This is a genomic window from Pseudomonas sp. TWI929, assembly GCF_039673335.1.
Classification (GTDB): Bacteria; Pseudomonadota; Gammaproteobacteria; order Pseudomonadales; family Pseudomonadaceae; genus Aquipseudomonas.
Map to the genome: position 1 here is coordinate 101,937 of NZ_JBDJLK010000004.1, position 12,967 is coordinate 114,903.

The 12,967-nt window shown below is 61.9% G+C and carries 10 protein-coding genes; 4 read left to right on the forward strand and 6 right to left on the reverse strand.

What is annotated here, in order from left to right; translation table 11 throughout:
• Positions 1 to 376 precede the first annotated feature (376 nt).
• The 6 genes from ABE456_RS03590 to ABE456_RS03615 all read right to left on the reverse strand — a co-directional run bounded on the left by ABE456_RS03590 (position 377) and on the right by ABE456_RS03615 (position 6,436).
• Positions 377 to 1,684, reverse strand: a complete 1,308-nt coding sequence (locus ABE456_RS03590) for an MFS transporter (protein ID WP_346642733.1) — start codon at positions 1,682 to 1,684, stop codon at positions 377 to 379.
• Positions 1,685 to 1,749: 65 nt separating this feature from the next.
• The gene (locus tag ABE456_RS03595; RefSeq protein WP_346642734.1) at positions 1,750 to 2,730 is read right to left on the reverse strand and encodes a transketolase C-terminal domain-containing protein; all 981 of its coding nucleotides are present in this window, start codon (positions 2,728 to 2,730) and stop codon (positions 1,750 to 1,752) included.
• Between the two features lie 2 nt (positions 2,731 to 2,732).
• On the reverse strand, positions 2,733 to 3,620 hold the full coding sequence (locus ABE456_RS03600; RefSeq protein WP_346642735.1) for a transketolase: 888 nt from the start codon (positions 3,618 to 3,620) through the stop codon (positions 2,733 to 2,735).
• A 48-nt stretch (positions 3,621 to 3,668) separates the two neighbouring features.
• Complete coding sequence (locus ABE456_RS03605) at positions 3,669 to 4,760, reverse strand: glycerol dehydrogenase (RefSeq protein ID WP_346642736.1); 1,092 nt, start codon at positions 4,758 to 4,760, stop codon at positions 3,669 to 3,671.
• A gap of 143 nt (positions 4,761 to 4,903) precedes the next feature.
• A complete protein-coding gene (locus ABE456_RS03610; protein WP_346642737.1) occupies positions 4,904 to 5,596 on the reverse strand; it encodes an SDR family oxidoreductase in 693 nt (230 codons plus the stop codon).
• Between the two features lie 36 nt (positions 5,597 to 5,632).
• Positions 5,633 to 6,436: a shikimate dehydrogenase gene (locus ABE456_RS03615; protein WP_346642738.1), complete on the reverse strand. Its 804-nt coding sequence runs from the start codon at positions 6,434 to 6,436 to the stop codon at positions 5,633 to 5,635.
• 223 nt (positions 6,437 to 6,659) lie between these two features.
• Here ABE456_RS03615 and ABE456_RS03620 point away from each other — a divergent pair, with 223 nt between their 5' ends.
• The 4 genes from ABE456_RS03620 (at position 6,660) to ABE456_RS03635 (ending at position 12,934) form a co-directional block, all read left to right on the forward strand.
• A complete protein-coding gene (locus tag ABE456_RS03620; RefSeq protein ID WP_346642739.1) occupies positions 6,660 to 7,334 on the forward strand; it encodes a GntR family transcriptional regulator in 675 nt (224 codons plus the stop codon).
• Positions 7,335 to 7,924: 590 nt separating this feature from the next.
• Positions 7,925 to 11,341 carry an Ig-like domain-containing protein gene (locus ABE456_RS03625; protein WP_346642740.1) on the forward strand — a complete coding sequence of 1,139 codons (3,417 nt, stop codon included), beginning with the start codon at positions 7,925 to 7,927 and terminating at the stop codon, positions 11,339 to 11,341.
• Positions 11,342 to 11,449: 108 nt separating this feature from the next.
• On the forward strand, positions 11,450 to 12,445 hold the full coding sequence (locus ABE456_RS03630) for an SCO family protein (protein WP_346642741.1): 996 nt from the start codon (positions 11,450 to 11,452) through the stop codon (positions 12,443 to 12,445).
• A 15-nt stretch (positions 12,446 to 12,460) separates the two neighbouring features.
• Positions 12,461 to 12,934, forward strand: a complete 474-nt coding sequence (locus tag ABE456_RS03635) for a copper chaperone PCu(A)C (protein ID WP_346642742.1) — start codon at positions 12,461 to 12,463, stop codon at positions 12,932 to 12,934.
• Positions 12,935 to 12,967: the final 33 nt, after the last annotated feature.

The following is a 12,967-nucleotide window of genomic DNA, read 5'->3' on the forward strand; positions in this document are numbered from 1 at the left end:
TATGCGCTACTCAAAAATCAGGCCGTTTCTGTGGTGGGTTGCCGCTCTGCAGTTCATGGCCATCGTGTCAGCCATCGAGCACAGGGACTGGGATGTTGTGTTCATATGCCTCATGGTAATCGGCGTGGGGATATGGTTTGCCAGGGATGTGCAGCGCTTGGAAGTTCATAAGCAACCCCACACTCGATAGCCAAGCGGTTACCGGCCTGGCGGCACGATTCAGCCGCGAGCCCTTTCAGGGCTCGGGTACTGGTGGGTGGGTCAGATCAGATCGAAGTACCACAACCCTGCCACGGCGAGCGTCGCGCCAAACACGACGCCACTGCAGGAGTAGCTGCGGATTTGCTTGAGAATGGATCGTTACTGAACGTCGCCTTCAAACCTGTTCGATCGGGATGCCGTGGTTGTTCTTCCAGAGCAACACCACCGCGCTGGCGATTAATGCGACCACGATCAGGTAGACGTTGAACACCCAGCCGATTTGCTCGGTGTACAGCCAGGTGGTCAGGTACGATGCTGTGCCACCGAATACGGCCACCCCCAGCGAGATGCATACACCGAACATTCGGGTGCGGTAGCGGGTGGGGATTTGCTCGGAAATGGATGCTGGTTTGCATCCGGTAATGAACGCCACCAGCATCAGGCCGGCAGTTTGCGCCACCATCAACGTCCACGGCTCGCTAGAGATAAGCCCCCACAGCGGGAACAGCGTAGCGGCGATGCCCAGCAGCGAGATCAACGCACAGACTTTGCGCCCCCAGTGGTCCGACAACCAGCCGCACACCGGCAGGAACGCCAGGTAGATGACCTGGGCGACGCAGCTCATCATGAATGCGCTGTGCGGGTCCATGCCTTTGACGCTCATGGCATAGATCGAGGCCGAGGTCACCCAGGTGTAGTAGGTCAGGGTCGCACCGGCTTCGTACAGAAACAGCCGTACACCGTGCTGCAGCACTTGGCCACGGCTCCATGGAGCTTGCCCGGTCGAGGTGCTGGCGCTGGGGCTGTGCTCGCTTTCCATCATGTTGCGCCGCAGCCACAGGGCGAACACTGCCAACAGGCCGCCGGTGGCGAAGGGAATGCGCCAGCCCCATTGCTGCATTTCTTCGGTGCTCAGCAGCGAAGTCAGCAGGGCCATGTAGAAGGTTGCCAGCAACGAGCCGCTGCCCACCGCGAAGAACACGGTGCTCGACCACAGCCCCCGGCGTTTCGCTGGAGCGATTTCGGCAATGTACGCATACGAGGTGGTGGTTTCGCCACCGTGGGCGAAGCCCTGCACCAGGCGTGCGGCCAGCAGCAATGCCGAAGCCCAGCTGCCGATGGCCTCGTAAGAAGGTATGAAGGCGATCAGCAGGCTGGCGCCGGCCATCAGCAACATGGTGCTGAGCAGCACGGAGCGCCGCCCCAGGCGGTCGGCGAGGATACCGAACACGATGCCGCCCAATGGCCGCAGCAGGAAACCGGCGGCGAACACCGCTAAGGTGGCGAGTAGTGCCGAGGTTGGGTTGCTCTTGTCGAACAGGGCGGCGGCGATATACACCGAGGCGACGGTGTAGAGGGTCCAGTCGAACCACTCCAGCAGGTTACCGACTCCGGTGGCGAGCAGCGATTTGCGACGCAGGTTGACTGCGCCGGGGGCGGCATGGGCCGCGCTGGCGGGCAGGGTCTCGGTCATATTGTTCATTGTTAGGCTCCGAGCGGAAGAGGCGGGCAGCGCCGGGGTTGGCGCTGCCCGTACGGCGTAACGGGTCAGCTCGCCAAGTGCGCGCGGGCTACCTCTTCGATACCGGGGGCATCGAGCTTGTAGTGCTGGTACAAGTGAGTGGGCGGTGCGATCAGGCTGTACTCGTCATAGATGCCATGGCGCTTGAGCTTGACGCCGACGCCTTCGTCGGCCAGCACTTCGGCCACTGCCGCGCCCAGTCCGCCGAGTACGTTGTGTTCCTCTACCGTCATCATCCGCTTGCTGCGTGCTGCGGCAGCCAGAATCGCTTCGCGGTCGATCGGCTTGATCGAGGCCATGTCGATCACACCCACCGAGCGGCCCTCGGCATTGAGCTTGCGCGCTGCTTCCAGCGCCGGGTGCACGGTGATGCCACAGGCGATGATGGTCAGCTCTTCACCCTGGCAGTGCTCGGTGGCCTTGCCGAATTCGAAGGTGGTGCCGTGTTCGTAGATGATCGGGTCGCGGCCACGACCGATACGAAAGTATACCGGCTTGTCGTAGGTGGCCGATGCCTTGATCGCGGCCACCAGCTGCGGGCCGTCGGAGGGCGAGACCACCGCCAGGTCGGCGATCGAACGCATGGTGGCGATGTCTTCGGTGGCATGGTGCGAAGTGCCGTAGAAACCCAGGGAAATGCCGGTGTGATGGCCGATCAGGCGTACAGGTTGGGCGGAATAGGCTACGTCCATGCGGATCTGCTCGCAGCACAGCAGGCCCAGGAATGAGGCGAATGTGGCCACGAACGGCATCACCCCGCAGGTGGCCAGGCCGGCAGCGGCGGTGACCATGTTCTGCTCGGAGATGCCGAACTGGATGTAGCGGTCGGGGAACGCCGTGGCGAACTTGTTCAGGCCGTTGGAGTACTGCAGGTCGGCGGAGCCGGCCATGACCGGGTAGCCTTCGCGGGTCAGCTCGATCAGGCCGTCAGAGAGGTAGGACAGCCCGGGGTTCATGGCGTTCAGGCCACGGTATTGCCAGGAGTTGGGGGACTGGGGGGCGTTCATGGTCAGATCTCCTTGGCTTCGATTTCAGCGATGGCGCGTTGGGCGTCTTCTGGGTCCAGGTAACCCAGGTGCCAGCCCGGCTCGGTCTCCATGTAGGAAACACCCTTGCCCTTGACGGTCTTGGCGATAATGCACACTGGCTTGTCGCGGTTTTCATCGGCCTTGATGCGGCGCAGGGTGGTGGTCACCTCGCGGATGTCGTGGCCGTCGATGACGTGTACTTCCCAGCCGAAGGCGCGCCATTTTTCATCCAGAGGCTCGATACCGATCACGTCGTCGACCTGGCCGTCGAGCTGGAAGCCGTTACGGTCGACGATGGCGATCAGGCGGCTGGCCTTGTGGTGGGCCGCGCTCATGGCCGCTTCCCAGACCTGGCCTTCTTGCATTTCGCCGTCACCGAGCATGACGAACACGTCATAGCTGTGACCGGTGAAACGTTGCGCCAGACACATGCCCAGGCCGCCGGAAAGAGCATGGCCTATGGAGCCGGATGAAAAATCGATGCCCGGCACCTTGCGCATGTCGGGGTGGTCGCCCAGTGGGCTGCCCAGGCGGGTGTAGTCGTCCAGCCAATCCTTGGGGAACATGCCGAGGTCGGCCAGGATCGGGAACTGGCCGACGGCGGCATGGCCCTTGCCCATCAGAAAACGGTCGCGCTCGGGCCAATTGGGCTCTTCCGGGCGCAGGTTCATCACGTCGTAGTACAGCGCCGAGAATAGCTCGGCGGCAGAGAACACCGAGGTGTAGTGGCCGGTCTTGGCGATCTCGATCAGGCGGATGGTTTCCAGGCGAACGAATTTCGCTCGTTCACGCAGGTGGGCGACAGTCTCGGCACTGGGCACGAAATCGCTGGCCTTCCAGGTCTCGAGGGTTTTACGGGGTGTAGCCATCTCTACCTCCAAATGCAGGCATCGCAGGGTGGGTGTTGCCAGGGGAATTCAGCGGGTCAGCGATTCCAGCGCGCGCATGGCCTCGATCAGGTCGTCGCACTGTAGGGGCTGGCCGTTGGCACGCAGGAAGTTGCGTGCATGGGGGGCTTGCAGGGTCGGCTCGGCGACCTGGCGCAAGGTGGCCTGGTCGGGTGGGTTGACGCCCAGCTCGGCCAGGCTGCAAGGCAGGCCGATGCGCCGATAGAAAGCCAGCAGTTCGGCCATGAACGCCGCCTCGCGGTCCTCCAGCACCAGCTGCACCAGCAGGCCATAGGCGACTTGCCAGCCGTGAACCTGGTCGCGGGCGCCCGGCACCTTGGACAAGCCACGGGTCATGGCGTGGGCGATGGACAGCCCGCCGCTCTCGAAGCCCAGGCCGCTCATCAGCAGCACGGCTTCGATCAGGCGCTCGAAGGCGGCGTTCACCTGGCCGCTGCCGGCCAGCGCCAGGCCTTCCTCGGCATGCTCGCGCAGCACGGCATAGCATTCCCGAGCCAGGGTCACGCCGGCCAGCGAGGGGCGGGCGCCGAACATGTTGACGCCGCCAGCCTTGAGGCATTGCTCGGCTTCGAACTTCTTGGTCAGGGCGTCGGCGATGCCGGCCAGCAGGAAGGGGCGGGGGGCCTGGGCAATCAGGCGTGTGTCGACCAGCACGTAGCGCGGGCTGCTGAGCAGGTGGCCGACTTCGCTGAGCTGATGGTGCTCGTCGTAGACCACATAGTTCTTCGACGTGGGGGCGTCATTGGAGGCGACGGTGGGCATGCTCACTAGCGCGGCGCCGCTGGAGTTGGCCAGGGCCTTGCCGGCATCGATGGACTTGCCACCACCTACCGCCACCACCATGTCGAAGGCAAAGCGCTCAGCAGACTGGCGCAGGGCGGCGATCCCCTGGGCGGTGATCTCGCCATCGAAGGTGATGTAGTGCAATTGCACATCGCTACGGGCGCAGGTGGCGTCCAGGCGTTCCTTGACCAGGCCGATCACGAAGCTGTCGATGACTACCACGGCGCGGCGGCCACAGTGGGCCAGGTACTGGCCTGCTTCGTCGAGTACATCGGGGCCTTGCACGTAGCGGCCGGGTGATCCGAAAACCAGATTCATGCGGTACCTCTGTGTGACGGTTTATTGTTATACGAGGTCGTGGACGATCTCGGTCATGTGTGATGCATGATATATCATGCGTGTTGGCCGTCAAGCGCCTTCACCGTTTCGCTGACGGCCATCGATCGGTTCAGAGGGTGGAATCAGGCGATGGAGTAACCACCGTCCACCGCCAGGGTGGTGCCGGTGACGTAGCGGGCATTGTCGGAAACCAGGAAGGCGATGACGTCTGCCACGTCTTCCGGCTGGCCCCAGGCCTGCATTGGTATGCGCGAGAGGATCCCGGCCGAGCGGCTTGGGTCCTCATAGGCGCGGCGTGACAGCTGGGTGAGGATCCAGCCCGGCGCCACGGCGTTGGCGCGCACACCGTCGGCGGCCCAGGCCACGGCCTGGCAGCGGGTCAGCTCGCCGATGGCGGCCTTGCTCGACGCATAGGCCGGTGTCTTGGCCGAGCCGAAGATGCCCCACATCGAGGCAAAGTTGACCACCGCGCCACGGGCCCGCTTGAGCCCCGGCAGCGCGGCGTTGCTGATGCGCATCACGGCGGTCAGGTTGACGTCGAGCACGCGACTGAACCCATCGAGTTGCCATTCGCGATGGTGGTCGATGACCCCGGCGGCATTGACCAGGGCATCGATGCGCTCGAAGCGGCCGAAGAAATCCGCCACTGCGCCATCGTCGGTGACGTCCAGCTCCTGGTAATGAATGCCTTCGACAGGTTGTTCAGGCTCGCCCAGGCCCAGGGTGTGAACTTCATGGCCATCGGCGAGCAGGCGGCGTGCGGTGGCCAGGCCGATGCCCGAGCCGCCGCCGGTGATGATTGCGATCTTGTTCATGGGTTGCTCCATTGTGGGAAAAGCTCGATGCGGTGCTCAGTGCCGCTTGGCCGGGCCGAACAGGAAGCCGGCCAGCAGTTCGACCTGGCCGGTGATCATGTGCACGCCCTTGTGGGTTTGGCAGCCACGGCCCTCGGCCGCTTCCAGCAGGGCAGTGACATCCGGGCTCATCACCACTTCGGCGACCAATGTGCCGCTGTCGAGTGTCTGCGCTGGCAGCGGCAATGGGTCGTCGGCCTTGAGCCCCAGCGCCGTGGCATTGATCACTACATCGAAACCGCGCCCGTCGGCCGCGCCTGCTGCTACCTGGCGCCCAGGCAGCAAGGTGCGCAACAGGGCCGCGAGTTCCTCGGCCTTGGCTTGGGAGCGGTTGGCTATGACCAGGCACTCCAGCGGCTCGCCCAGCAGGGCATGGGCGATGCCTGTGGCAGCACCACCGGCGCCAAGCAGCAGTACGCGTTTGCCTGACAGCGAGTGGCCCTGGTTTTTCAGGCCGCGGACAAAGCCCTCGCCATCGAGCATGCGCCCGCTGAAGCGGCCGTCGGGCAGGCGTCGGGCGACGTTGCATACGTTGAGCGACGCGGCCACGCCTTGTAGTTCGTCGCACAGTTCGGCGGCTTCCAGTTTGTGCGGCACGGTGACGATCACCCCGGCAAGGTTCTCGATGCCGCGCAAACCGGCCCAGGCGCTGGCTAGGTTGGTGGGCGACACCTCCCAGGGCACCAGCACGGCGTCATGGCCCAGGCGTTCGAGCAGCGGGTTGAAGAAGGAGGGGGTACGCAAGTGCTTGGCCGGGTAGGTCAGGTGAACCACCACTTGGGTGGCGCCGGTGATTGGCATGATGGACTTCCTATGAGGTGGCTGGGGCGTCATCGGCGATGGCGGAGTGTTGCAGGGTCTCGGTACGTGCCATCAGTCGCTGGTTTAAAATATGATATATCATGTTTTTAATAGGCATAGAAACCCCTGTACTGTCGAGGACGCCATGATGATGTATCATGCCTTATCGCCCAGCCGCACCCCGGCGGGTACCGGGCCATTCATAAGACAAGAGAGAATCAGCGTGACAGTTCACAAGCCGCTGGATAAAGGCAACCTGAGCGAGCGGGTCTACAGCATCATCCGCACGGCATTGATGGACGGTCAGTACCAACCTGGGGACCGCCTGCGCATCAGCGCATTGGCCGAAGAGTTTGGTGTGTCGATCACGCCGGTGCGCGAAGCGATCTTCCGCCTGGTCAGCGACCATGCGCTGGACATGAAAGCCGCCACCTCAATCTATGTTCCGGAGCTGACGGTCAACCAACTGCGCGAGATCCAGCTGATTCGCCATCTGCTGGAAGGCGAAGCCGCAGGCCTTGCGGCCGAACGCATCTCCGATGCCGAACTGGCCCATCTTGAGGAAGTGCAGGCCGCATTCCAGGCGGCGGTCAGCGTCGATTACAAGAAGGCTTCGTTGCTCAACCGCGAGTTTCATTTCGGCCTGATCGCAGCGGCGCGCACGCCGGTGATCTTCAAGACCCTGGAAAACATGTGGGTGATGATGGGGCCGCTGCTCAGCACCTTCCACGCCGAAGTGCCCAAGGCCGAACTGGCCAGTGCCAAGCACAAGCACTTCGAAGTGCTCGAGGCATTGCGTAAGCGGGACTCGGCCAAGGCCAAGGCTGCGCTGCAAGCAGACATCGCCTGGGGCGAGCTGATGCTGGAGTGGCTTGAGCGCAAGTCATTGCAGGTTTAAGGCCGGAAAGCTCGGCAGGTGGCTTACCTAGGCTCCCCGGCCATTGTGCTTCTTGAGTCAACGGTTCTCGCCTGAGGGTACCCGATCAACTTGTTCTGACCGAAGTAAGCAGTTTTTCAACAAGTGGCGCAGTGCGGTTTTCCGCACCGTAAAAGGGGTAATCACCAGGGGCAGTGCTATCTCTGTAGCAGTAAGCAAACCCATCGGCTGTGTAAGGAAGGTCTCTGGAAAAACTGTAAACAAATGTTTCTAGGTTGAGTTCCCCATGCCATGAGTGTGAACGGCTTGTGCTAAGGCGCTGATTTCTCAGGAGGGAAGGTGCAGCTAAACCTACTTTGTCAAACTAAGCTCAATTGCGCTGTGGGTTTTCATTCCCCAGAAAGGGGTTAACTAACCCAATTAAAGTTTTTTTCTGCTGGATTAAGCCTTGAGAAAAAACTCAACTTCCTGAAAGACAGTGTATTTATTGGCACAGCACCCACGCATTACAGCTTGGCGCAACTTTTGCTCTCTCCCGAAACTAAGTGGCGAATAGCCAGTGTTAGTGGCGGGCCGGCGCCCGTCAGTCAGGGAATGAGCGAGGTGAGCGTATGCACTACCCATCTATTCAGCGCCGATCAACGATTGACGTGTTCCGACTCTCAGGTATTGCGTCAGCGCTGCTGGTGGCACTTGGTGCCAGCCACGTTGCAGCTGCGCCAATCGACGACGTCAGCCCGCCATCGCCAAGCGACCCTTCGGCGTTCACCCGCTTGCCCGCTGACCCGCAGGCTGCACAGGCTGCGCTGGATGCACTGAAGTCGCTGCCTGAAGGTAACCACGGTGCGCTTGCGCTTCCCAACGGTGAATACGGCGACCGGACCACACCACGCAAAGAGAACGCCCTGCCCCCGGCGCAACAAACCTCATTCAACTACCCAACCAATGGCCAGCCCAGCCCGCTGTTTGGCGCCCAGCCGTTTACCCAGCAAATGCTGCTTTACGAGGAATTCGGCCCGGAAAAACTCGACCCTACCGTTGAAGCCGGCACAATTCCATTCCCTGTACCCACTGTGGGGCCTGCCCCCGAGCAAGACCCCAACAGTGTCGCGCGCAGTGGCCCCTCGGGTGCGGCTCTGGAGGCCTTCCTGCGCCAACCCGGGCTGTTGCCGTTCCCGACGCAATATTCCAACGTGCTGGATCGCAACCCTTGGAAGGTGCAAATCGAAGCCTTCCTCAACCGTCATCCCGTGGGCTCCCCCGCAGAGGGCCGTCCGCCAGGAAAAGGCTGGTCGCACCAGCGTTGGAACGAGTTCTACCCCCAGGCCGCAATCAAGACGGCGCAAGCCGGTGCGCGGGTCAACCAAGGGCTGCGCGACAGCAAACAGATGCACGGCTACGCCAAGGGCGAGTTCGGCCCTGGCGGGCTCTATCACAACACTGCAGGTATTGCGGCCACTGAAGGCACGGCCAAAGGCATTGGCATCCGTTTCCACCCCAACATGCCAATCCAGAACCACAACTCCCTGTGGACGTTCGACGGCACGCTGCCACCCAAGCTGTTGATGGCCCGTTACGGCCAACCGATATTGATGCGTCACTACAACGCCCTGCCGATCGACCCGGCAGCCAATGGTGGCTTTGGCCTGCATACGCTCAGCACGCATGAACACAACGGCCATAACCCGGCCGAGAGCGATGGCTACACCAATGCGTTCTTCTTCCCGGGGCAGTACTACGACTACCGCTGGCCCGTGCAACTGGCCGGTTATGACACCATCAACACCACGGCGCAGGACCGCCGGGCTGCGTTCCCTTGCAGCCCAGGGGAAACGTTGTGGGTCAACGACAGCAACCCAGGGCTCAAGGCCTGCGAGAACGGCAGCATCAAGGTGCGCGGCGACTGGCGCGAGACCATGAGCACCCACTGGTTCCACGATCACATGCTCGACTTCACCGCCCACAACGTCTACAAGGGCAACGCGGCGATGATGAACTACTACAGCGCCCTCGACCGTGGCAACGAAGCGTTCGAGGATGGCGTAAACCTGCGCCTGCCCAGCGGTTCGGCGCTGCCATGGGGCAACCGCGACTATGACGTCAACCTGACCCTGGCTGACAAGGCCTGGGACCAGAGCGGCCAGTTGTGGTTCAACCCGTTCAACATCGACGGCTTTATCGGTGACCAGATGATGGTCAACTGGCTGTACAAACCCTACTTCGATGTACGCGCCCGCAGCTATCGCCTGCGCATACTCAATGGCTCGGTGTCGCGCTACTTCAAGATTGCCGTGGTGCGCGAAATTCGCGGCAGTGCTGGCGAGTTCCCTGGCCCCAAAGGCTCGGGGGTGTCCTACGACCGGGTGCCGTTCCACATGATCGCCAACGACGGCAATATCATGGAGCATGCGATTCCGTTCGACGGCAGCCTGGACCTCAACGGCAACGGCGACCTCAAGGATGACAACGGCATCATGCCCACCATGGCCATCGCCGAGCGCTATGACGTCATCATCAATTTCTCCAAGCATGGGATCAAGACGGGCGACAAGATCTTCTTCGTCAACCTCATGGAGCACGACACTGGCAAGGGGCCGAGCGACGATGCCGTGTCACTGGCCGATGTGCTTTCCGAGAAATACAAGGCCGTAATCGATCAGACGAGCAAGGGCCCCAGGTGGCGAGACGGTGATCCTCTGATCGGCAAGTTCCTGCAGTTCAACGTCAAGGCTTACAGCGGCCAGGACCTGAGCATGGACCCGGTGGCCTATGAACCGGCCAAGCCTGGCAAGGCCGCTGGCAAAAGCATGATCCCGCTCACCATTGATCGTAACGATCCGAACATGCAGGCCAAGCTCAAGCAGGCCCGCCACCGCAGCTTCGAGTTCGGCCGCTCGGACGGCACCGACACCGCGCCCTGGACCATCAAGACCGACGGCGGCTTTGGCTACTCCATGGACCCCCGGCGCATCACGGCCGCCCCTCAACTGTCCACCGGCCCGACTGACGCGGGTTACGGCGGCGATGGCACCCTTGAAGTGTGGAAGATCAAGAACGGTGGCAACGGCTGGAGCCATCCGGTGCACGTGCACTTCGAGGAAGGCATCATCCTCAACCGCGATGGCAAGGCACCACCGGCGTGGGAGAAATGGGCACGCAAGGACCTCTATCGGGTAGGGCCGGAAGTGGACAGTTCCGGGGAGCTGGAAATTGCCATTCGCTTCCGTGAATTCGCCGGCACGTTCATGGAGCATTGCCACAACACCCAGCATGAAGACAGTTCCATGTTGCTGCGTTTCGACCTTGAGCACCCTGGCCAGTTCGAGTTGATGCCATCGCCCATGCCCACCTGGGACGGCGTTGAGTACATCAGCTCTGCAGCGTTGCCCAACTTCCGCGACGAAAATGGCCAGGGCCCGGGTGAGGATGACAAAGACAACCAACTGCCCGTGGCCATGAGTGACAGCGGCACTACTGCCGCCGGCAAGCCGATCACACTCAAGGTATTGGCCAACGACAGCGACCCGGATGGCGACCTGCCGCTCTCGGTCGTGAGCCTCGGGCAACCGGACTCGGGCCAAGGCAGCGTCAGCACCGACGGCACCCAGGTGACCTTTACCCCGCCAGCCACGGTCAGCGAGCCGTACAGCGCGGTGTTTGAATACAAGGTCAAGGATGCACGAGGGGCTGTTTCGAAGTTGGCCGCCAACGTCACGGTTGCAGTCACGCCGGCTGTCGTGGAAGTGGACCACAACCTCAAGGTGACCAGCGCCGTCGTCACGCCGCGCAGCAACAGCCGTTACACCTGGGACCTGGCAGGTACCAGCTCGCTGAAAAGAGGCGACATTCTCGATGTCACGGCTTCGAGTACCAGCGGGCCGTTGAGCCTGGGTACTGCGGCAGTGTTGAGCGGTGGTCAATGGCGGTTGTCGGTTACCACTACCGGTAATGGGCCTTCGGCGAACCCGACGGTGGCGATCAAGCCACTCGATGGCAAGGTGATCATCGCGCCAGTGACCGTACGTTGAACCCACGTCGCCTCCCGCCCAGCCGGGCACTCCGGCCTGGGCGGGAGGCCGGTAGCAGGCGCACTGGCGTGGCGCGGTGCGCATCATCAATTTGCAAGGGTGATAAGCATGGCCCGGAAAACCTGGAGCACTTTCAACGGCTGGTTGCTGCTGCTTACGCTGCTTAGCGTGCAGTGGTCGGTGGCGGCCAGCAACGACAACGGCCTGGCTCAGCAGTGGGGGAAAGACTACTTCCCCAATACCCTGCTGATTAATCAGGATGGCCAGCAGGTGCATTTCTTTGATGACCTGATCAAGGACAAGGTGGTGGCTATCAACTTCATCTTCACCACCTGTACAGACTCATGCCCACTGGAAACCGCACGCCTGCGCCAGGTGCAGAAGCTGCTTGGCGACCGTGTGGGGCGCGACGTGTTCTTCTATTCGATCAGTATCGACCCGGAAACCGACACCCCAGAAGCACTCAAGCGCTATGCGCAGCAATTCAAGGTTGGGCCGGGCTGGCAGTTTCTGACCGGCAACAAGGACGACATCACGTTGTTGCGGCAAAAGCTCGGCTTGTTCATGAAGGGCGTCGATGATGGTGAAACCAAGGACCATAACCTCAGCCTGATCATTGGTAATCAAAGTACGGGCCGCTGGATGAAAACCTCTCCCATGGAGAACCCCTATGTACTGGCAGACCGGCTGGGTAAAAGCCTGCACAACTGGAAGCTGGCCAGTACCAACACCAACGGCAATGCCGACGCCCCAAGCATTCGCCCGCCCAGCGTCGGCGAGCAGATCTACCGCACCCGCTGTTCCTCCTGCCACACACTCGGCGATACCGAGCATGCCGGGATGCGCAGCATCGGCCCCGACTTGCTCGGCGTGACACGGCAACGGGACCCGGCCTGGCTTGCCCGCTGGATCAAGGAGCCTAATGTCATGTTGGCAGAAAAGGACCCTTTGGCCATGCAGCTGTACGAGCAATACAACCGCTTGGCCATGCCCAACCTGCGCTTGGGTGACGTTGAGATTGCCGCCTTGTTGACCTACCTGGATGAGCAGGCCGAGCGTTTGCAGCCGCCTGCGCTGAACAACAACTCGCAAACAAGCAACTGACAAAGGAGTGCACCCATGATTGCCCGTCTCATGGCTTTTTCTGTTCTCTGCGCCTGTAGCGCGCTGAGCTTTGCCAATGAATACAAAGCCGGCGAGTTGCTGGTCAGCCAGCCGTGGTCACGAGAACTGCCGGCAGGCCTTCCGGGCGGTTCGGCCTATTTCAGCGTGACCAACCTGGGGGATGATGGCGATCGACTGATTGCAGTCAGCAGCCCGCGTGCGCAAGTCAGCAAGCTGCATACCCAAGGCGTCAGCGATGGCCTGATGAACATGACGCATGTGACTGCCTTGGAGATCCCAGCGCATACCGAGGTGACGTTCCAACCCGGCGCCAACCATGTGATGTTGTCCGGGATGGAGGAGCCCCTGAAAGCCGGCGAGCAGTTTGCGCTGACGTTGGAGTTCGAGAAGGCCGGTAAGGTAGAAGTGCAGGTCCGCGTTCTGCCGACCGAGGCACAGGCAAGTCACGGCACCGGCCACGTCCACTGACAACCAGCTGAGCCGCCCTGCGTGAGGTGGGGC